17 protein-coding genes and 1 tRNA gene are annotated in these 19,601 nt (G+C 72.5%); 9 read left to right on the forward strand and 9 right to left on the reverse strand.

Annotated elements, in window-relative coordinates; genetic code table 11:
• Positions 1-52 precede the first annotated feature (52 nt).
• Both AB0O01_RS34805 and AB0O01_RS34810 read right to left on the reverse strand, forming a co-directional pair.
• Complete coding sequence (locus tag AB0O01_RS34805; RefSeq protein WP_365319871.1) at positions 53-1,708, reverse strand: TROVE domain-containing protein; 1,656 nt, start codon at positions 1,706-1,708, stop codon at positions 53-55.
• 100 nt (positions 1,709-1,808) lie between these two features.
• Positions 1,809-1,884 (reverse strand) — tRNA-Ser (locus AB0O01_RS34810).
• A 481-nt stretch (positions 1,885-2,365) separates the two neighbouring features.
• On the opposite strand from AB0O01_RS34810, the gene sthA reads away from it, so the two are divergent.
• From sthA to AB0O01_RS34825, 3 genes are all read left to right on the forward strand, one after another.
• Positions 2,366-3,769 (forward strand): Si-specific NAD(P)(+) transhydrogenase, encoded by a 1,404-nt coding sequence (gene sthA / locus AB0O01_RS34815; protein WP_365319872.1) that lies wholly within the window; start codon positions 2,366-2,368, stop codon positions 3,767-3,769.
• A gap of 533 nt (positions 3,770-4,302) precedes the next feature.
• Entirely contained in the window at positions 4,303-5,778 is a 1,476-nt protein-coding gene (locus AB0O01_RS34820) for an APC family permease (RefSeq protein ID WP_365319874.1), read from the forward strand.
• 11 nt (positions 5,779-5,789) lie between these two features.
• Positions 5,790-6,743 (forward strand): hypothetical protein, encoded by a 954-nt coding sequence (locus AB0O01_RS34825; protein WP_365319876.1) that lies wholly within the window; start codon positions 5,790-5,792, stop codon positions 6,741-6,743.
• Between the two features lie 143 nt (positions 6,744-6,886).
• Here AB0O01_RS34825 and AB0O01_RS34830 read toward each other — a convergent pair whose 3' ends face one another.
• The 5 genes from AB0O01_RS34830 to AB0O01_RS34850 all read right to left on the reverse strand — a co-directional run bounded on the left by AB0O01_RS34830 (position 6,887) and on the right by AB0O01_RS34850 (position 12,867).
• Positions 6,887-7,513, reverse strand: a complete 627-nt coding sequence (locus AB0O01_RS34830; protein WP_365319878.1) for a hypothetical protein — start codon at positions 7,511-7,513, stop codon at positions 6,887-6,889.
• A gap of 20 nt (positions 7,514-7,533) precedes the next feature.
• The gene (gene prcB / locus AB0O01_RS34835) at positions 7,534-8,415 is read right to left on the reverse strand and encodes a proteasome subunit beta (protein ID WP_365319880.1); all 882 of its coding nucleotides are present in this window, start codon (positions 8,413-8,415) and stop codon (positions 7,534-7,536) included.
• Between the two features lie 92 nt (positions 8,416-8,507).
• Positions 8,508-9,512, reverse strand: a complete 1,005-nt coding sequence (locus AB0O01_RS34840) for a lysylphosphatidylglycerol synthase transmembrane domain-containing protein (protein ID WP_365319881.1) — start codon at positions 9,510-9,512, stop codon at positions 8,508-8,510.
• A gap of 257 nt (positions 9,513-9,769) precedes the next feature.
• Positions 9,770-12,115, reverse strand: a complete 2,346-nt coding sequence (locus AB0O01_RS34845; RefSeq protein ID WP_365319883.1) for a glycosyl hydrolase family 65 protein — start codon at positions 12,113-12,115, stop codon at positions 9,770-9,772.
• Positions 12,112-12,867, reverse strand: coding sequence for a beta-phosphoglucomutase family hydrolase (locus AB0O01_RS34850; RefSeq protein WP_365319885.1), 756 nt, complete (start codon positions 12,865-12,867; stop codon positions 12,112-12,114). The genes AB0O01_RS34845 and AB0O01_RS34850 overlap by 4 nt, the downstream gene beginning before the upstream one ends.
• Before the next feature lie 184 nt (positions 12,868-13,051).
• Here AB0O01_RS34850 and AB0O01_RS34855 point away from each other — a divergent pair, with 184 nt between their 5' ends.
• The 4 genes from AB0O01_RS34855 to AB0O01_RS34870 all read left to right on the forward strand — a co-directional run bounded on the left by AB0O01_RS34855 (position 13,052) and on the right by AB0O01_RS34870 (position 16,623).
• Positions 13,052-13,966, forward strand: coding sequence for an SDR family NAD(P)-dependent oxidoreductase (locus tag AB0O01_RS34855; protein ID WP_365319887.1), 915 nt, complete (start codon positions 13,052-13,054; stop codon positions 13,964-13,966).
• Positions 13,967-14,002: 36 nt separating this feature from the next.
• A complete protein-coding gene (locus AB0O01_RS34860) occupies positions 14,003-14,746 on the forward strand; it encodes an SDR family NAD(P)-dependent oxidoreductase (RefSeq protein WP_365319889.1) in 744 nt (247 codons plus the stop codon).
• A 117-nt stretch (positions 14,747-14,863) separates the two neighbouring features.
• Positions 14,864-15,778, forward strand: a complete 915-nt coding sequence (locus AB0O01_RS34865; protein WP_365319890.1) for a MurR/RpiR family transcriptional regulator — start codon at positions 14,864-14,866, stop codon at positions 15,776-15,778.
• Positions 15,779-16,227: 449 nt separating this feature from the next.
• A complete protein-coding gene (locus AB0O01_RS34870; protein ID WP_365319892.1) occupies positions 16,228-16,623 on the forward strand; it encodes a hypothetical protein in 396 nt (131 codons plus the stop codon).
• 38 nt (positions 16,624-16,661) lie between these two features.
• Here AB0O01_RS34870 and AB0O01_RS34875 read toward each other — a convergent pair whose 3' ends face one another.
• Positions 16,662-17,489 carry a hypothetical protein gene (locus tag AB0O01_RS34875; RefSeq protein WP_365319894.1) on the reverse strand — a complete coding sequence of 276 codons (828 nt, stop codon included), beginning with the start codon at positions 17,487-17,489 and terminating at the stop codon, positions 16,662-16,664.
• A gap of 279 nt (positions 17,490-17,768) precedes the next feature.
• On the opposite strand from AB0O01_RS34875, the gene AB0O01_RS34880 reads away from it, so the two are divergent.
• Together AB0O01_RS34880 and AB0O01_RS34885 are read left to right on the forward strand one after the other, a co-directional pair.
• Positions 17,769-18,443: a TetR family transcriptional regulator gene (locus tag AB0O01_RS34880; protein WP_365319934.1), complete on the forward strand. Its 675-nt coding sequence runs from the start codon at positions 17,769-17,771 to the stop codon at positions 18,441-18,443.
• A gap of 274 nt (positions 18,444-18,717) precedes the next feature.
• Positions 18,718-19,131, forward strand: coding sequence for a zinc ribbon domain-containing protein (locus tag AB0O01_RS34885; protein ID WP_365319936.1), 414 nt, complete (start codon positions 18,718-18,720; stop codon positions 19,129-19,131).
• A 37-nt stretch (positions 19,132-19,168) separates the two neighbouring features.
• Here AB0O01_RS34885 and AB0O01_RS34890 read toward each other — a convergent pair whose 3' ends face one another.
• The gene (locus tag AB0O01_RS34890; protein ID WP_365319896.1) at positions 19,169-19,558 is read right to left on the reverse strand and encodes a PPOX class F420-dependent oxidoreductase; all 390 of its coding nucleotides are present in this window, start codon (positions 19,556-19,558) and stop codon (positions 19,169-19,171) included.
• Positions 19,559-19,601 lie beyond the last annotated feature (43 nt).

Here is a 19,601-nt window from a genome sequence, read left to right on the forward strand (position 1 = left end):
CCCGGAGGGGCGGGCCCCGTCGCTGCATCCCGCGGCGACGGGGCCCGGTGGGTCACGACTCCCAGGGCCAGCCCGCGTCCCGTCCCCGCGACAGCAGGTCGACCATCGTGAAGAGTTGGTCGGAGAAGCCGCCGACCTCGTACCGGTGCGGTCGGCTCGTGTCGATGGCAGCCGGGCCGTACCCGCTGGTGTTGATGCCGAACAGGGGGACGTCGGCGGGGACCGCCTCCGACACGGACATGCCGGTCGGGATGTCCGCCCAGCCGTTGCCGGGGTGCGCGAACGCCTGCATGTCGGAGACGATCACCACCCGGTCGTGCCCGTCGAACGCGGCGCGCAGCGCGGCCACCGTCTCCGTGCCGTGACCCACCTCCCCGATCCGCGCGCAGAACTCATCGGTCTGCCGCAGCACCGACCCGCCCGCGACGAGCGAATGGCGGAAGGTGCCATTCGCGTACCCCACCAGATCGACCGCACCGCCGCGCGTGGCCAGGGCGACCGCGAACAGGGCGCCGACATCGACGTGCCGGATCTCGCTGCGCCCGAAGACCCGGCCCGTCATGGACGCCGAGGTGTCGACCAGGACCAGGGTCCGGCCCGGCACGGCGGGCACGTTCGCGGTGGACGCCGTGAGCGCCCGCTCCAGGGCGTGCCCCCAGCGCAGCGACGGCGCGGCCCGGTACGCGGACAGGAACCGGTAGGGGAACTGCCGCGACCGGCGCACTTCCTGCGGGTCGGACAGACGGGCGGCGACCAGCCCGGCCGCCTCGTCCGAGACCCCGGCCTCGTCGAAGTTCCGCAGATTCCGGGTCAGCGCCATCAGCCCCATCGACGGGATCACCGCCTCCCAGGCCGCGGCGTCCATCGGACCCTGGAGCCAACCGGCCAGCGCCTCCCACGTCACCCCCGCCGCCGCGAGCCGCTCGGCGCCGCCCGGCGACGTGACGACCGCGCGCCGCTCCCCCACCGGCAGCGCCATCAGCTCGGCGTGGGCGGCGAGCGGCCCGGCCGGGGGCCGGGCGTTCTCGGGGTGATGGCGGCGGTCCAGCGCGTACCGGAACACCTCGCCCTGCCACGCCTTGTCCGGATCGGGCGCGGCGTGCACGAGGTTGAGGACGTCACCGAACCGGTAGCCCTTCGACGCCGTGTCGTGCTTCAGCAGGGCCCGCCCGCTGTAGAGCCGCCGCACGGCGTCCGCGACACCCCGCTTCACCGGCTTCGGCACCCGCCGTCCGTACGACTGCATCCAGTACCCGAGCAACTCGCCCGGCTCGTCCGCCCGCTGGAGCACGGAGGCGATCACCCGCCGGTTCCAGCCGCCACCCGCAGCTTCCGCCACCCGCCCCTCCGGCGCGAGATCCCCCCGCCGCTCGGCGTCGAGCCGGGCCTTCACGAACTCCGCCGCGCCGACCACCGACGCGGACCGCATGTTCGCCGCGCCACGGAGCCAGCCGAGCAGACCGGCGGTCCAGGCCGGGTCCTCGACGGCGAGTCGGCGCACGAGAGCGCGGAATCGGTTGTCGCGGTCGCCCGCGCTCTCGTAGAAGGCGTCCTGGCCGACCAGGTTCACGACGGCCAGCAGGAACAGGTCGCTGCGCGCGTCACGGACGAAGGCGGCGCCCCGCTCGTGGGTGGTGGTGCGGGTGCCCGTGGTCGTGACCGGGCCGCGCGCGGCGGGGCGGGACGTGCGGGTGTTGAAGCGGGACATGAGAAACCCCTCGCTGGGGAGGGGAGGCAGAGCGGGGGCGTCCGAGATCAATTCGGCGACGGGTCACAAAGCGTCCTGGACCGCTGGACGACACCACCCGAAGTGGCGACGGGATTCGAACCCGCGTTGCTCTCTTGACAGGAGAAGGAACCGTTGCCTGCGCACCGGACGCCCCTACGCGTGTGCCTCCCGAGATCAGATCGGCTGCGGCATGCATTCCCGAGAAGTAGCCGCGGCCCGTGCACCGGGAGGTGCTGTGAAGTTGTACGCCCAGAGGTCGGAGTCGGCGACGGCACATAGTGCTCTATCCCTTGAGCTACATCGGCCGGAACCGATGACGGGACTCGAACCCGTAGCCTCTCGATCAGTGGTCGAAGTATCCGTTGCCTGCGCACCTGGACTGCGTCACACCGTAGGCGCCCGCCTTTGCAGCCGGCCACTCAATTATTCGCGGCCATCGCACACATGGGAGGCACGCGGCGCTTGCTGTCCGAGGCGCAGGGGCGGATTCGTCCCCGTGCTGAGGGCGGACCCATGGCTCACCGCCGCTCGCGCGACACCCGCCCCACCCCACCCCGCCAACCGGAGCCCCCCGTTCCCCCACCCCGCCGCCACCCACCCTTCCACCGACCCCCGCCTCCTGACAGACTCCAAGGCGTGCGCGACTACGACATGCTCGTCATCGGTTCCGGTCCCGGCGGTCAGAAGGCGGCCATCGCCGCCGCCAAACTTGGCCGCCGGGTGGCGGTGGTGGACCGGCCCGACCGGGTCGGCGGGGTCTCCATCCACACCGGCACCATCCCCTCCAAGACCCTGCGCGAGGCGGTGCTGTACCTGACCGGCCTCACCCAGCGCGATCTGTACGGGCAGAGCTACCGGGTGAAGGAGGACATCACCGTCGCCGACCTCACCGCCCGCACCCAGCACGTCGTCAGCCGTGAGGTCGACGTCATCCGCAACCAGCTCTCCCGCAACCAGGTCTCCCTGTACGCCGGAACGGGACGCTTCATCGACCCGCACACCGTGGCGGTGCGCGAGGACAACGGGCAGGAGCGGCTGATCACCGCCGAGCACATCGTGATCGCCACCGGCACCCGGCCCGCGCGCCCGGACAGTGTCGCGTTCGACGGGCGCACGATCATGGACTCGGACAATGTGCTGGCGCTGGAGCGGGTGCCGCGGTCGATGGTCATCGTCGGTGCGGGTGTCATCGGGATGGAATACGCCAGTATGTTCGCCGCGCTCGGGAGCAAGATCACCGTGGTGGAGCGGCGGGCCGGGATGCTCGACATGTGTGACGTCGAGGTCGTGGAGTCGCTCAAGTACCATCTGCGGGATCTCGCGGTGACCTTCCGGTTCGGCGAGACCGTCGCCGCCGTCGAGCGGCATTCGCGGGGCACGCTGACCGTGCTGGAGAGCGGGAAGAAAATACCGGCGGACGCCGTGATGTACTCGGCCGGGCGGCAGGGCATGACGGACGATCTCGACCTGGACAAGGCAGGGCTCGCGGCCGACCGGCGCGGCCGGATCACCGTCGACGAGCACTACCGCACCGCCGTGCCGCACATCTACGCCGTGGGCGACGTCATCGGGTTCCCGGCGCTCGCGGCGACCTCGATGGAGCAGGGACGGTCGGCTGCCTATCACGCCTGCGGGGAGCCCGTCGGGCGCATGCACAATCTTCAGCCGATCGGGATCTACACCATCCCCGAGATCAGTTTCGTCGGCCGGACCGAGGACCAGCTCACCGAGGACCGGGTGCCCTTCGAGGTCGGTGTCTCCCGCTACCGGGAGCTGGCGCGCGGGCAGATCATCGGGGACTCGCACGGGGTGCTGAAGCTGCTGGTGTCCCCGGAGGACCGGACCCTGCTCGGGGTGCACTGCTTCGGGTCCGGGGCCACCGAGCTGATCCACATCGGCCAGTCGGTGATGGGGTGCGGCGGCACGGTGGACTACCTGGTGGACGCCGTCTTCAACTACCCGACGCTCGCCGAGTCCTACAAGGTGGCCGCCCTGGACGCCACCAACAAACTCCGCCAGATCGAGCACATCGCCGACTGACGCCGGGCGGGGCGGCACGAGACGGAACGAGACGAAGCGAGTCGGAGCGAGACGAAGCACGTCGGGGCCGGAGGACACACTGCGGGGCGGGACGGGCCCGGCAGCGCAGCGTCTCGGCGGCGGCCCCCGGCCGCGCAGCCGACGCCGGACCACGGCCCCCTGCCCACCCGCCACCACAACGAAGCCACAACGAACCCACGACGAACCCACGACGGACCCGCAACGAAAACCGCCACCGAACCCGCAACTCCCCTCGCACCCCCCACACTTCCCCCCAGCGCAAAGGGCGCGCGACCGGCGCACATTACCGGCAGATCCATCGTGAAAGGCCGCCGCCTGGGGCTATCATCACTCGCACACACGGCGTGACCGGCCGTCCACACGGCGGTAGGACGGACGCACTCCGCCACCTTTTCCGCCGTTCCGACCTGCGAGGCCACCCCTCCCCGGCAGACGGCGGGTTCACCCCCCACCCCCCTACGCCGTCGGGGCCTGCGCGCCCTCGCGTCGTGCACATCGGAAAGCAGCGCTTCATGAGCAACAGCAGCGGCAGAGGGCTGCAACCCGGCGCCCTCGGGATGTTCGACACCGTGGTGATGGCCATCGCCGGGAGCGCACCCGCGTACTCCCTGGCCGCGACCACGGCGGTGCTGGTCGGGGCGGTCGGGCTGGCCAGTCCGGCGGCGCTGTTGTACTGCGCGGTGCCGATGGCGGGCATCGCGCTGGCGTTCAGCCGGCTCAGCCGGATCGATGTGAACGCGGGCGCCAGCTACTCCTGGGTCGGCCGGACGCTCCATCCGTTCCTGGGGTTCATCAGTGGCTGGGCGCTGGTGGTGTCGGCGACCATCTTCATGGTGGCCGGTTCCCTGCCCGCCGGGGCGATGACCCTGGCCCTGTTCGACGAGTCCCTCGCCCGGAACACCGCGCTGGCCACGGCGGTCGGCGCGGGCTGGTTCCTGGTGATGCTGCTGGTGGTGCTGGGCGGCGCCCGGCTGACCGTACGGGCTCAGTTGCTGATGTCCGGGGTGGAGATGGTCATCCTGGCGGTGTTCCTGGTGCTGGCCGTGGTCCGCGTCGAGCACGCCCGCCCCTTCGACTGGTCCTGGCTGGGCTTCGGGCACTTCGACGGGTCGGCCGGGTTCGCCGCCGGGGCGCTGGTGGCGGCGTTCTACTACTGGGGCTGGGACGTGGCCAGCAATCTCAGTGAGGAGACCCGCGACAGCCGCCGGACCACCGGGCTGGCCGGGCTCATCGGGCTCGGGGTGGTGTTCCTGCTCTTCGAGGCGTTCACCATCACCGTGAACATGGTGCTCACCGAGCGGCAGATCGCCGAGCACGGGGCCAATGTGCTGGGTGTGCTGGGTGAGGAGATCTGGCCGGGACCGGGCGGGAAACTGCTGATCGTGGCCGTGATGCTGTCCACGATCGCCACCCTGGAGACCACCCTCATCCAAGTGACCCGCTCGCTGTTCGCCATGGGGCGGGACCGGACGATGCCGCCCGCGCTGGGCCGCGTCCACCGCCGCTGGAACACCCCCTGGGTGGCCATCACGGTGGTCGGCGCGGTGGCGCTGGCCCTGTTCCTGGCGGCGAACGCGCTGGGCTCGGTCGGTGAAATCCTCGGCTACGCCATCGCCGCGATGGGCCTTCAGATCGCCCTCTACTACGGGCTCGCGGGCCTCGCCGCGGTCGTCGCCTACCGCAAGACGCTGCTCTCCTCACCGCGCCGGCTGCTGCTGGGCGGGGTGTGGCCGCTGTTCGGGTCGCTGTTCATGTTCTGGATCTTCGTCGAGTCGCTCAGCGAACTGAGCGGTCCGGCGGTCGCGATCGGTGTCGGCGGGCTGGCCGTGGGGCTGGTGCCGATGCTCTGGTACTGGCGCCGGGGCAGCGACTACTACCGCCCGGCCGCCCTCGACGCCTCCCGGGCCGTGGAGAGCGACTACCGCGTCCCCGACAGCCGTACGGCCGCCTCGTCCCGTGTCCATGAGGGTCTCCCCACCGACTTCTGAGCGAGATCCCGATGGCCCGAGACCGCTTCACTCCCGACTTCGACCCCGACTGCGGGGACATCGAACTCTCCGCGACCCGCCACGACATCGTCATCGGACGCTGGCAGGGCCTGCGCGAACTGCTCCGCTCGACCGGCCCGGACTGGCCGGTGCGCGGCCACCGGGTGCGGCTGCTGGCGCAGGCGTGCGCGGGCGGCTCCACCGTCGAGTCCTGGCTCGCCGCCGAACCCCGCTCCGCCGACGCGCTGGTGCTGGGCGCCGCGACCGGTACCGCCCGCGCCTTCAATCTGGCCATCGCGGCGGGCCGGGGCGTACCGATCGACCAGACCAGGATCGACGCGGCGGTGCTGGCCTGTCTCACGGCCGCCGAGGCGTATCCGCAGGATCCCACGCCGTGGATCTCGCTGATCTCGGTGGCCCGGCTCTACCCGAGCGGGGTGCGCAGGCGCGAACTGGCCCGCTGGTGGGACGAGTTGCACCGGCGCGACCCCTACAGCGTGGAGGGCCACCTCCAGGTGCTGCACTACTACTCGTCCCGCTGGCACGGCACGCACGGGCTGATGTACGACTTCGCCCGGGACGCGGCGGGGGTGGCGCCGCCGGGCTGCGCACTGCCGGTGCTGGTGCAGTACGCGCGCGTGGAGGAGTACCGCTATGTCCTCGACGCGGCCCAGGGGCAGCACTCGGCGATCGGGCTCGGCCAGCACTGGGACCACGACGGCGCGGTCAGCGACATACGCCGCACCTGGCACCGCTGGATCCTGGGCCGCACCGACAACACCGTCGCCCCGAGCGAACTGCGGGACCTCAACTATCTGGCCCACGCGGCCTGTCTCGCGGGGACCCCGGAGATCGCGGTGGCGCTGCTGCGCATGATGGGCCGCCGCGCCACCCGGACACCCTGGTCGTACACCGGCGATCCGGCGACCGAGATCGCGAAGTGGCGGAAGCATCTGCGGCTGTGAGAGGGGCGGACGGGAGCGCGGGTGGGCGGAAGCCCGGATGCGCGGAAGCCCGGATGCGCGGAAGCCCGGATGCGCGGAAGCCCGGGTGGCGGGGTGCCGGGGTTCCGGAGTGCCCGGGTACGCGAAAGCCCGGGTGCGCGGGCCTACTGGGCGCCGTCGCGGATCAGCAGCAGGGCGGTTCCCTCGGTGCGGGCGGCGCCCTCCGTCCACGCCGGGAGGAGATCGTCGAGGAGCCATACGACCTCCTCGGCATCGTCCTCGTCGCCGCTGGGCAGCAGGGTGTGGTCCCGGTCGACGCGGTCGCTGTCGAAGGCGGCGAGTTCGGCGCGGAGCGCGGGGAGTTCGGTCGGCGGGGCGAGTGCCGGGAACGGCCAGGGGAACGGGTCGGGGGCGAGGCCGGGAAAGCGCCAGGGGCGGCCCCAAAGGGCGGCGAGGGTGGGGAGGTCCCAGGCGCGGAAGGCGGTGTCGAGGCGGTGCCAGCCGCGGCCCGGCAGCACCGCCGCGCCGAGCGGGGTGCCGAGCACGGGGCCGAGGAGTTCCAGCAGCCAGGTGTAGCCGCCGGGGCGCCCGGCGTCGAGGCGGCCGGTGACGATCTCCGTCAGGGCCGCCTCCACCTCGCCCGGGTCCGTCGCCCGCAACAGCCGTTCGGCAGAGGCGAGTTCGGGGAGCGCGGCGAGGGCGGCCCGTATGACGGTGTCGTCCCGGGAGCCGATGGTGCGGTGCAGGGCGTCGGGGTCGACGGCGAACGCCGAGAGGTACTGATCAGCCATGGCGGCATGCTAGCCAGCGGCTACGGGGTGGCTGTCGGGCCGTCCGGGCTGGTCCGGCGCTGGGCGACCATGACACGGCTGAGGTCGGCCGTCTCCTCCTGCGCGAGCCGTTCGAAGCCGTCCTCGGTGATCAGGGCGACGACCGGGTAGATCCGCCGGTGGAGGTCGGGGCCGCCGGTCGCCGAGTCGTCGTCGGCGGCGTCGTAGAGGGCGTGCAGCGCGGTCAGGACCGCCTCGCGGCGCGGCAGTCCGGGCCGGAACAGCTTCTTCAGCGACCCGCGCGCGTAGGGCGACCCGGAGCCCTCGGCGTAGAAGCCGGTCTTCTCGTAGACGCCCCCGGCGACATCGAAGCCGAAGATCCGGCCGCGCCGGCCCTCGGGCGCCCGGGGGTCGTACCCGGCGAGCAGGGGGACGACGGCGAGGCCCTGCATGGCCTGGTCCAGGTTCTGGCGGAGCATCGCGGACAGCCGGGTCGCCTTGGCGGCCAGGGTCATCGGGATGCCCTCGACCTTCTCGAAGTGGGCCAGTTCGACCCGGTAGAGCCGGACCATGTCGGCCGCGAGGCCCACGGTCCCGGCGAAGGCGATGGCGGTGTGGTCGTCGGCCGGGTGCACCTTCTCCAGATCGCGCTGGGCGATCAGGTTGCCCATGGTGGCCCGGCGGTCACCGGCGACGAGGACCCCGTCGGACCAGGTCAGGGCGAGGATGGTGGTGCCGTGCGGAAAGGCGTCGGGCGCGGCGCGGGCGCCGGGCGGGAGCGGTGGCCGGGTGGGCAGCAGACCGGGCCGGTGCGCGGCGAGGAACGCGGTGAACGACGACGACCCCGGGGTGAGGAACGCGTCCCCGAGCCGCCCCGCGCCGCCCACGCCTCCCGTGTCCTTCGTGTCTCTCGTGCCCCTCATACGGCTCCCCCTCCGTGGCGTGCGCGACACCCGAGTCCTACCAGGAGGCGGGGGACAGGAAACACCCGTCCCGTCCGCACCCGGCCCGGGACTCAGAGGGTCTTTCGGCGCACCAGCCAGCCCAGGGTCATCAGTCCCGGGATCAGCGGCAGCCACACCGTAAGGAGCCGGTAGCCGATGACCGCGGAGGCGGCGGGCGCGGCGGGCGCCCCGGCGAGGGTGAGGGCGAGGATCAGGGCCGCGTCCAGCGAGCCGAGGCCGCCGGGGGTGGGCAGCAGCGCGGCGGCGGTGCTGGCGGCGAGGTAGAGCAGCGCGACCCGCTCCGGCGGCAGCGGCAGGGCGACGGCCTGGCCGACGGCGACGAGCACCAGCGCGTGCAGCGCCGCGAACGTCACCGACCCGCCCCACAGGGCCGCCGCCCGCTGCGGCCGGGTGTGGACGGCCCGGATGTCGGCGGCGACCGCCCCGAGCACCCGGCGGCAGCGCGCCCACAGCGGGGTGAAGGGCACGGCGGCGAGCAGCGCGGTCACCCCGAGCACCAGGGCGACGACCGGGCGCGGCACGTGCGGCACCCGTAACACCCCGGGGCAGACAGGCGCGAGTACGGCGATCAGGGCGCCGCGTCCGACACCGCCGGCGGTCGCCTTGACGGCCAGCGCGGTCGCCGAGCGGGTGGCGGGGAGCCCGCAGCGCATCAGGAAGCGCAGGTTCACCGCGCCCGCGCCGAGTCCGGCGGGCAGCACCTGGTTGGCGGCGGAGGCGGCGAACTGGGTGGCCAGCAGGCGCCGGGCGGGCAGGGGCTGGGTGACCGCGCCCTGCTGGGCGAGTGCCGAGCACATCCAGGTGGCGGCGGTGGCCGCCGCGCCGACCAGCAGCCAGCCCTGGTCGGCGACGGCGAGGCGCAGCACCCCGCGTTCCAGGACCGGCCAGTGCCGCCAGGCCACCCCGAGCACGCAGACGGCCACGGCGAGGCTCAGGACGGTGTGCCAGCGGACCCGGCGCCGGGCGGCGGGGGCGGGGGCGGGCGGGTGTCCCGGGGCAGGCTCGGGCTCGGGCTCGGGTTCCGGTGCGACGGTGGTCGGCTCGGGCGTGGTCATCGGTGCCGCCCTCTCCGATCACTGCGGAACTCCGGCAAGGCAAGCAGAGCAACCCGCGAAGCGAATACATCAGCGAAGCCAATGCATCCGCGAAGCCGATACCTCTGGGAAGCCGATACGTCTGGGAAGCCGATAAATCCGGGAAACAAGCAAAAACTAACCCACGGTGGCGCGTCGCGCAGGCCCCGGCCGCCGCCCGCACCGCCGTTCGAGCGAGTCGGCGGGCGGTGGGGCGGACGAGGGCGACGCAGGGTCGGTCAGCGCGGGTTCGGCGCGCGGTGCCGGGGCTGGGCGGGGGCCGGGAGGTTCTGCGGGGCCGGGACCGGGCGGACGGTGGGACCGTCGGTGGAGACGGCGAGCGCCTCGCCGTGATGGGCGATCCGCAGCGGCGCCCCGGACAGCAGGACGTAGCTCGCCTTGTCGTGGGTGATCTCCACCCGGAGCCGTCGGCCGCGCACCTGGAGGCTGAACGCGAGACGGCTGAGCTTCTCCGGCAGCCGGGGCGCGAACCTGAGGGTGCCGCTCCGGTCGGCGCGCAGTCCGCCGAACCCGGCGACCAGGGCCATCCAGGTGCCGGCCAGCGACGCGATGTGCAGTCCGTCGCGGGTGTTGTGCTCCAGGTCGTGCAGATCCATCAGCGCGGCCTCGCCGGTGTAGTCGTAGGCGAGGGCGAGATGGCCGGTGCGGGCGGCGACGACGGCCTGGCAGCAGGCGGACAGCGAGGAGTCGCGGACGGTCAGGGGCTCGTAGTAGGCGAAGTTGCGGGCGATGTGCTCCTCGTCGAAGTAGTCGTCGCAGGTGTAGAGGGCGAGGACCAGGTCGGCCTGTTTGACGACCTGTTTGCGGTAGAGGTCGAAGTACGGGAAGTGCAGCAGCAGCGGGTACCGGTCCGGGTGGGTGGCGTCGAAGTCCCAGCGCTGGTAGCGGGTGAAGCCCGCGTGCTGCTCGTGCACCCGGAGGGCGTGGTTGTAGGGGATGTGCACGGCGTCGGCGGCGTCGCGCCAGGCGGCGGACTCCTCGGCGTCGACGCCCAGCGCGTGCGCGACCGCTGGGTGGCGTTCGGCGGCGTCGGCGGCGGCCCGGAGGTTCGCGGCGGCCATCAGATTGGTGTACGTGTTGTCGTCGGCGACCGCGCTGTACTCGTCGGGGCCGGTGACCCCGTCGAGGTGGAAGGCGCCGTGGGCGTCGTGGTGGCCGAGCGACCGCCACAGCCGGGCGGTCTCCACCAGCAGCTCCACCCCGGTGTCCCGCTCGAAGGCGGTGTCGCCGGTGGCCGCCACGTACCGGGTCACGGCGTCGGCGATGTCCGCGTTGACATGGAAGGCGGCCGTGCCGGCGGGCCAGTACGCGGAGCCCTCCGAGCCCTCGATGGTCCGCCAGGGGAAGGCGGCGCCGCGCAGCCCGAGCTGGACGGCGCGCTCCCGGGCGGCGGGCAGGGTGCTCTGCCGCCAGCGCAGGGCCTCGGCGACCGCGCCGGGCTCGGTGTAGGTGAGCAGGGGCAGGACGAAGGTCTCGGTGTCCCAGAAGGCGTGGCCGTCGTAGCCGGAGCCGGTCAGGCCCTTGGCGGGTATCGCGCGCCGCTCGGCGCGGGCGCCCGCCTGGAGGACGTGGAAGAGGGCGAACCGTACGGCCTGCTGGATCTCCTCGTCGCCGTCGACCTCGACATCGGCGCGGGCCCAGAAGTCGTCCAGGCAGGCGCGCTGTTCGGCGAGGAGGCCGGTCCAGCCGCTGTGCGCGGCGGCGGCGAGGGCGGCCTCGACCTGGCCGCTCAGGGCGGGCCGGGAGCGGGTGCCGGACCAGCCGTGGGCGACGGTCTTCTCCAGCCGCAGCCGCTGACCGGGCTCCAGGACGGCGGTGACGGTGAGCCGGGCCAGGTCGATGCCGCTCTCGCAGGTGGAGAGGGTGCCCTCGGGGCCGGTGACGGTGTGGTCGGCGGCGACGGCCACCCGCAGTCCGCTGTTGCGGGTGCGGTGGACCAGGCGCAGCCGGGTGCCGGAGGCATGGTGTTCCTCCTGCTCCAGGGGTGACTTCAGGGTGCGGGCGGCGCGCGGGTCGCCGTCCGTCGCGGGCAGCGACTCATTGGTGACCAGATCGGACTGGATCACCACCCGGGTCCGGCCGTCCAGCGGCTCCACCTCGTAGGCGACGGCGGCGACGGCCCGCTGGGTGAGGGAGACCAGCCGGGTGGAGCGCACCCGGACGGTGGTCCCGGCGGGGCTGGTCCAGTCGCAGATCCGTTCGAGGACGCCCCGGCGCAGATCGAGGGTGCGTTCGTGCCGGACGAGGGTGCCGTAGCGCAGATCGAACGGCTCGTCGTCCACCAGCAGCCGGACGACCTTGCCGTTGGTGACGTTGATGACGGTCTGACCGGACTCCGGGTAGCCGTAGCCGGCCTCGGCGTAGGGCAGCGGGTGGGTCTCGTGGACGCCGTTGAGGTAGGAGCCGGGCAGGCCGTGCGGCTCGCCCTCGTCGAGGTTGCCGCGCCAGCCGACATGCCCGTTGGACAGCGCGAACACGGACTCGCTCTGCGCGAGCACATCGAGGGAGAGGGAGGTCTCCCGTACCGTCCAGGGCTCAACCGTGTACGCCCGTTCGCTGATCACGCCCGCTCCCCCCGCCCACCGCCGCCGAGTTCGGCGAGATCCCGTACGACGATGTCGGCGCCGTGCGCGTACAGGGCGTCGCCCTGGCCGACCCGGTCCAGGCCGACCACGTAGCCGAAGTGGCCGGAGCGGCCCGCGTCCATGCCGGCGAGGGCGTCCTCGAAGACGGCCGCCTGCTTGGCCTCGACGCCCAGGTCGGCGGCGGCGGCGAGGAAGGTGTCGGGGCGGGGTTTGCCCGGCAGCCCCCGCTCGGCGGCGACCACCCCGTCGATCCGGACGTCGAACAGCCCCTCGGCGTCGATGGCGCGCAGCACGTCCCGGGCGTTGGCGCTGGAGGAGACGAGGGCGGTGCGCAGACCTTGCGCGCGGGCGGCCGTGACATAGCGGATCGTGCCCTCGTACGCCTCGACGCCGCCGCTGCGGATCTTCTCCAGGACGCGTTCGTTCTTGCGGTTGCCGAGGCCGTTGACCGTGAGCGCGTCGGGCGGGTCGCCGGGGTCGCCGTCGGGCAGGTCGATGCCGCGCGAGGCGAGAAACGAGCGGACTCCGTCGGCGCGCGGCAGGCCGTCCACGTACTGGTCGTAGTCGGCGTGGGCGTCGAAGGGGCGGAAGGCGTCGCCGTCGCGGTCGCGCAGGAAGGCGTCGAACGTCTCCTTCCAGGCGGCGGCGTGCACGGCCGCCGTTCTGGTGACGACGCCGTCGAGGTCGAAGAGGCAGGCCAGGATGGTTGCGGGAAGACCCAGGTCCGTCATGTCCCCCATGGTCCCCCGTCCGGGGGCGCGGAGGGGCGCGGCACGGGGTGGTGCGGTGAACTTCACGGGACGGGGGCTCAGAGGGGGGGCTCAGAGGGGTGGGTTTCCTCGGCGGAGGGCCTGCGCGCCGCCAAGCTAACACAACCGGGTTGCAGTAATAATGCAACCGTGTTTTGCTAGATGCATGGACATGGACACGGACACGAACGAAACGCGGACGCAGCAGACGCAAAAGACCCAGACCTGGCTCATCACCGGTTCCTCGCGCGGCTTCGGCCGCGAGTTGGCCGTCGCCGCGCTGGAGGCGGGCGACCGGGTCGTGGCCACCGCCCGCCGGCCCGAGCAGGTGGGCGACCTCGTGGAGAAGTACGGCGACCGGGTGCTGCCGGTGCCGCTCGACGTCACCGACCGGACGGCCGCCGTGGCCGCCGTACGGGCGGCGGTCGACCGGTTCGGGCGGCTGGACGTCGTGGTGAACAACGCCGGGTACGCCAACCTCGCCGCGATCGAGAGCACCCCCGAGGACGACTTCCGGCGCCAGTTCGAGACCAACTTCTGGGGCGTCTACCACGTCTCCACCGCCGCGCTCCCCGTTCTGCGCGCGCAGGGCGGCGGCACGATCGTGCAGTTCTCCTCGGTCGGCGGCCGGGTCGGCGCCACCCCCGGGCTCGGCTCCTACCAGGCGGCCAAGTTCGCCGTGGACGGCTTCACCCGGGTGCTGGCGGCCGAGGCCGCCCCGTTCGGCATCACCTGCCTGGTCGTGGAGCCCGGCGGCTTCGCCACCGACTGGGCGGGCTCCTCGATGCGGATCCCCGAGGTGGCCCCCGGGTACGAGCCGACCGTCGGCGAGATGGTCCGGGTGCTCGACGGAGCGGTGGCCGCCCAGGGCGACCCGAAGCGGGCCGGCGAGATCCTCGTCCGGGTCGTCAAGCACCCGCACCCGCCGACACATCTGCTGCTCGGCGCCGGTGCCGTCCGGATGGCCCAGGACTACTCGCGGGGCCAGATCGAGGAGGCCGCCGCCTGGGAGCAGGTCAGCGCCTCCGCCGACTTCGACCGGGACCACCCGGCCGACCTGCCCGCCGCCGACCGGCGCTGACCCCCGACCGCCCCCTCACCTCAAGGAATCAGGACCATGGCACAGTTCACGGACAGGGTCGCGCTCGTCACCGGGGCCGGCAGCGGGATGGGCGCGGCGACGGCGGTGCTCCTCGCGGAGCGCGGCGCGGCCGTCACCCTCGTCGGGCGGCGCCCGGAGAAGCTGGCGGAGGTCGCCCGGCGGATCGAGGACGCGGGCGGCCGGGCTCTCGCCGTCCCCGGCGATGTCAGTGACGCCGCCGATGTCGAACAGGCGGTCCGGCGGACCGTGGAGACCTTCGGCGCCCTGCACTACGGGGTCAACAACGCCGGAGTCACCGGCAATTTCATCCCCACCGCCGACCTGCCGCTGGAGTACTGGCGCACGGTCATCGGCATCAATCTGGACGGGCTGTTCTTCGGCCTCAAGTACCAGATCCCGGCGATCGTCGCGAGCGGCGGCGGCGCGATCGTCAATGTCTCCAGCGTGTTCGCCGACCGGGGCGGACCGACCGTCGAGTACTCCACCGCCAAGCACGGCATCCGGGGCCTGACCCGCACCGCCGCCAAGGAGTACGGGGCGCAGGGGGTGCGGATCAATGAACTCCAGCCCGGAGTCATCGATTCCGAGATGACCCGGGCCAACCCGGACGGCACGCAGGAGGTAGCCGAACGGGGGGTGCCGCTGGGCCGGATCGGACGCGGCGAGGAGATCGCCACGGCCGTCGCCTTCCTCCTCTCCGACGACGCCTCCTACATCACCGGCGCGCATCTCGCGGTGGACGGGGGCTTCCTGGCCTGAGGATCCCCCCGTCCCGCCGGCCCCTTCGCGAGCGCCCCGGCGGACCCACCGCGCCCCCTGCCCGACACGTTCAGTGAGCTATGTTGAACGTTCTCGGGAAACGAAGGAGGCGCACCGGTGCCCACGCCCCAGCAGACCCGTGCACAGGCATCCGCGATCACCTCGGGGAAGGCGGCGCCGGAGGCCGAAGGGGCCCCGGTCTCCCAGCTCAGAAGCCTTTTCGACCGGCCCCGGATGTCTCCGGGGCACCGCCGGATCGCCCAGTATCTGATCGAGCACCTCCCCGAGGCGGCGTTTCTGTCGGTCACCGAGATCGCCGACCGGGTCGGGGTCAGCCAGCCCTCCGTGACCCGGTTCGCCGCCGCGATGGGCTTCAGCGGTTACCCGGCGCTACGGGAGAAGCTCCAGTCGATCGCGCTGGGCACGTTCTCCGCCGCCGCCGACGAGAACCGGGGCAATGAACTCCAGTCGGCGGTGGACGCCGAGATCGAGAACCTGGAGAACCTGCGGCGGGACTTCGCCGACCCGGACCAGGTCATCGCGGCCGGGCGGGAACTGGCCGGGTCCACCCCGCTCACCATCCTCGGACTGCGCATCTCCGCCTCGCTGGCCGAGTACTTCGCCTACGCCGCCCGCCGCATCCACCCCGACGTCCGGCTGGTGACCCGGGGCGGCAGCATCGCCTACGACGCCCTGCTCCAGTCCCGCGAGGCGGGCGGCACCTGGGTGCTGGCCTTCTCGATGCCCCGGCACGCGCAGGAGACCCTGGCAGCGGTGAAGGTGGCGCGGGACGCCGGGCTGCGGGTCGTGCTGATCACCGATCTGGCGCTGGGCGCGGTGGCCGACGCGGCGGACGTCACCTTCGCCACCGGCACCGGATCACGGCTGGTCTTCGACTCGTACGCGGCCCCCGGGCTGATGGCCGCCGCGCTGCTCCAGGCGATGACGGACGCCGACCCGGAGCGCACCCAGGGCCGGCTGGAGGAGTACGAGCAGATCTCGGAGCAGCACCAGTTCTTCCTGCGGGACTGACCTCCCCCGCCCCTTCCGGCTCCGTGCGTCCGCCGTGCCCCGGCCCTCACATCCCGGCACAGTCCATACAGAGCACGCATGAATGTTTCCATACTGCTTGAAAACCGATCGGCATATATAAATACTTCTTGCAGATCCCGTACCGGGTCCCGTACCGGGTCCCATACCGGATGCCTTGCCACATCCCGTACCGGATCCCGCACCGCCCGCAGAGAGCCGACGTTCCGCCCATGCGCACAGCAGCAGCCGTACCGACGCGCGGGCCGCGCCTGCCCTTCGAGGGCTCCAGTTCGGACACCCGGGGCCGCCGTTCCCTACCCACGGCGGAGTTCCGGAGTGTTCGGTCGGGCATCGCCTGCGCGAGCGCCCGTGGCGGTCCCGGTCATCCCCTAGACCGGGACCGCCCCACCGTCGTTGTCCCAGTTGACCTCGCCGTCCTCCCGGAAGCGATGCCCATGTCCCTGACGTACCCGCACCAGCGCACCAACCCGGACTGGCCGTGCCAGGTCAAGATCCCCGGCAGCTACGACTGGGAACGCTCGGCCGCCAAATGGCTGCGCGAGCTGGTCCCGGCCCGGTACGCCGGGTATCCGACGCTGATCCGGCATCCGGTGCTGCTCGCCCGGCACGCGGAGATCCAGGTCCAGCAGGAGATCCGGGTGGCGCGGACGGCGCTCCAGACGGCCCGCGCCGATCTGCCCCGGCTCGGCCTGCCGGAGTCGGTGATCGAGCACACCATCAAGCTGTACGCGGCCGAGGTGCTCCAGCTCCAGCACATCGCGCGCAGCGTCCGCGCGGTGGGCCGGGCGCTGGCGGAGCACAACCTCCAGCGCCGGGCGGCCTGAGCCCGGGGGCGCGGTCAGGGGGCACCCCCTGGAGCGGGTCAGGCGGTGACGAACCCGCGCAGGGACGCCCGCAGCGCCGCCACGAACGCCTCGCGCCGCTCGGCCGGGAGGGCGTCGAGGGAGAGATACGGGTTGAGGTCCTCCAGCTCCACCAGCAGCAGCGAGCCGTCGGGGGCGCGGCAGGCGTCGACCCGCTGGATGCCGTGGTCCAGGGTGTTCCAGCGGATGAAGCGCCGGGCGAAGTCCAGGTCGTCCGGGGTCGGTTCGTAGGGCTCCAGCCGCCAGCGGCGGCCCGGGTCGGGGGCGTACAGCGCGTACTGGAAGTCGTGGTCGACGAAGTAGAAGGACACCTCGTAGGCGAAGTCGATGTACGGCTGGACCAGGACCGTGCCGTCGGCGGCGGCGGGCAGTTCGCCGGGGCCGATCACCCGCAGCCCTATGGAGTCGGCGCCGAGCACGGGCTTGACGACATAGCGGTCGGCGGCCGGGAGCAGCCCGAGGTCGGCCGCGCGGACGACGGTCGGGACGACCGGGAACCCGGCCGCGCTCAGCTCCGGGAGATAGCCCTTGCCGGCCATGTCCGCCCGCCCGGTGAGCGGGTTGTAGACCCGGGCCCCGGTCTCCCGCGCACGCTCCCGGAAGACCTCGTACTCCGCCCGGTAGGAGAAGACCGGACCGCTGTTGCGGACGATCACGGCGTCGAAGGCGTCCATCAGGGCGGCGGCGTCCCGCGGGTTGCACAGGGCCAGGTCGGCGTCCGCGCGGAGCCGGTCGGCGAGCAGCACGTCCTCGTCGCCGTAGCGCCGCCCGCGCGCCTCGTAGGCCAGATCGGTCACGTACAGCAGTCGCGGTCGAACGCGGGTCATACGGCGGCTCCTGGGTCGCTGCTCGGATCTCTGCCCGGGCTCTGCTCGGTTGCCTGCCCGGTCGCTGCTCGGGCTCTACCTGGGGCTTCACCCTCCGGGCAGGGTCAGAGTAGCCGCCACCCCCGTCACTGACTGCACTCAGTTCCCTCCCTGGGCAGCACTGAGTGCCATTTCCGGGAAAGGGGTGCTACGTTCCCGTCCATGACCTCCCGGACCTCCAGGAACCCCAGCGACGCCGAGCACGACGGGACACCGGCCCCGGCGGGCCCGAAGCCCCCGATGCGGGACGCCCTGATCGCGGCGGCCTTCCAGCTCTTCCTGGAGCGCGGCTACGAGGAGACCACCGTCGACGACATCGTGGCGCTCGCCGGCGTCGGACGGCGCTCCTTCTTCCGCTACTTCCCGTCCAAGCTGGACGTGGTCTTCCCCGACCACGACCGCTGCCTCGCGGACATGACGGAGTTCCTCGCCGAGAGCGCCCCGGACGACGACCCGGTGCGGCGGGTGTGCGACGCGGCCCGGATGGTGCTGCGGATGTACGCGGAGAACCCGACGTTCTCGGTGCAGCGCTACCGGCTCACCAAACAGGTGCCGGGCCTGCGCACCCATGAACTCTCCGTGGTGTGGCGCTACGAGCGGGCGCTCGCCGACTATCTGCGCCGCCGGTACGCGGCCCGGCCGGACGGCATCCTGCGGGCCGATGTAATCGCGGCGGCGGTGGTCGCCGCGCACAACAACGCCCTGCGGGCCTGGCTGCGTTCGGGCGGGCAGACCGACGCGGACGCCGCCGTGGACCACGCCCTGGGGCTGGTGAACCTGTCGTTCGGGACGTCCGGGCGCGGGCACACGCTGGTGGACGAGACGCCGGAGGACGTGGTGGTCGTGGTGTCCCGGCGCGGGGCGCCGCTGTGGCGGGTGGTGCAGGAGATCGAGACGACCCTGACCCGGGACTGAGCCCCCCTCACCCGGGACTGAGCCCCCTCATCCGGGACTGAGACCAACCCCACCCGGGGCCGGGACCAACCCCCACCCGGGACTGAGGCGACCTCACCCGCGTCCGAGGCGACCGGGCCCGGAAATTCCCCTGAAATTGGGGGTACGCGGTGCCTTTACCACTGACACTGAGTGCCATAGTGTGTGCTCGTGCACGGTGCACGTACCGCGCACGGCGTGCACGGTGAGCCGCGCACGCGGGTTTTCCGGCCGAGTGTGCAGGGAGTTGACCAGCGTGTACCACCCCTCGATCAGCGTCTTCCAGCAGGGAGCCGGCCTCTCGGCGGGCACCCTCGACCTGCCGCCCGCACGCGAGGAGGCGATCCTCTTCCAGCGCTGCGACTGGTGCGGCACGGCGATGTACCACCGGCTGCTCTGCCCGGTCTGCCAGGGCAGCGAACTGCGCACCGAGCGCAGCGCGGGCACCGGCACGGTCCGGCACACCACGGTGGTGCACCGCAACACCCCCGCGGCCCGCAATGTGTCGCTGGTGGAGCTGGCGGAGGGCTTCGTGGTGCGCGGGCGGGTCATGGGCCCGCTGATCGGCATCCACAGCGGCGACCGGGTACGGCTGTCCACGGCGAAGGATCCGGTGCGCGGCGAGCCCGTGTTCCAGTTGGTCGACGAGCCCTACCGGGCCTGGACCTGACCGGTCGTCAACCGCTGCTCTTCCGGTTCTCCCTCTCTCATCCGGTCGGCGTCAGTGTGATCCTGATGCCGGTCGTCCCGTCGAGACCCCGCCGCACCCGGCTGCCCCACAGGGTGAGCCGGCCGAGGATCCCGTACTTGCGCATCAGCAGGTGCCGATAGCGGGCGGTGGTCTCCGGATCGCAGATCTCGGCCGTGGCCGGTACGGACTCACCGTTCGGCCTGCCGCGCACATCGCAGGGCCCGACCAGCACCTCGGGCCGGTTGCGGATCCGCTTCACCTTCCATGAGTCGCTGACGGTCCAGATCCCGAGGGCGTCACCGTCGCCCACCACCCACACCGGCGTGGCGACCGGGGTGCCGTTCTTGCGGTAACTCGTGACCAGCAGGTACTTGCCCTCGGCGAGCCGGGCCGTCGCGGTGTCCATGCCGGGCAGTGTAGACGCGCCCCGACGCCGGACGACACGGCCA

The organism is Streptomyces sp. NPDC093252 (assembly GCF_040683675.1).
GTDB lineage: Bacteria > Actinomycetota > Actinomycetes > Streptomycetales > Streptomycetaceae > Streptomyces.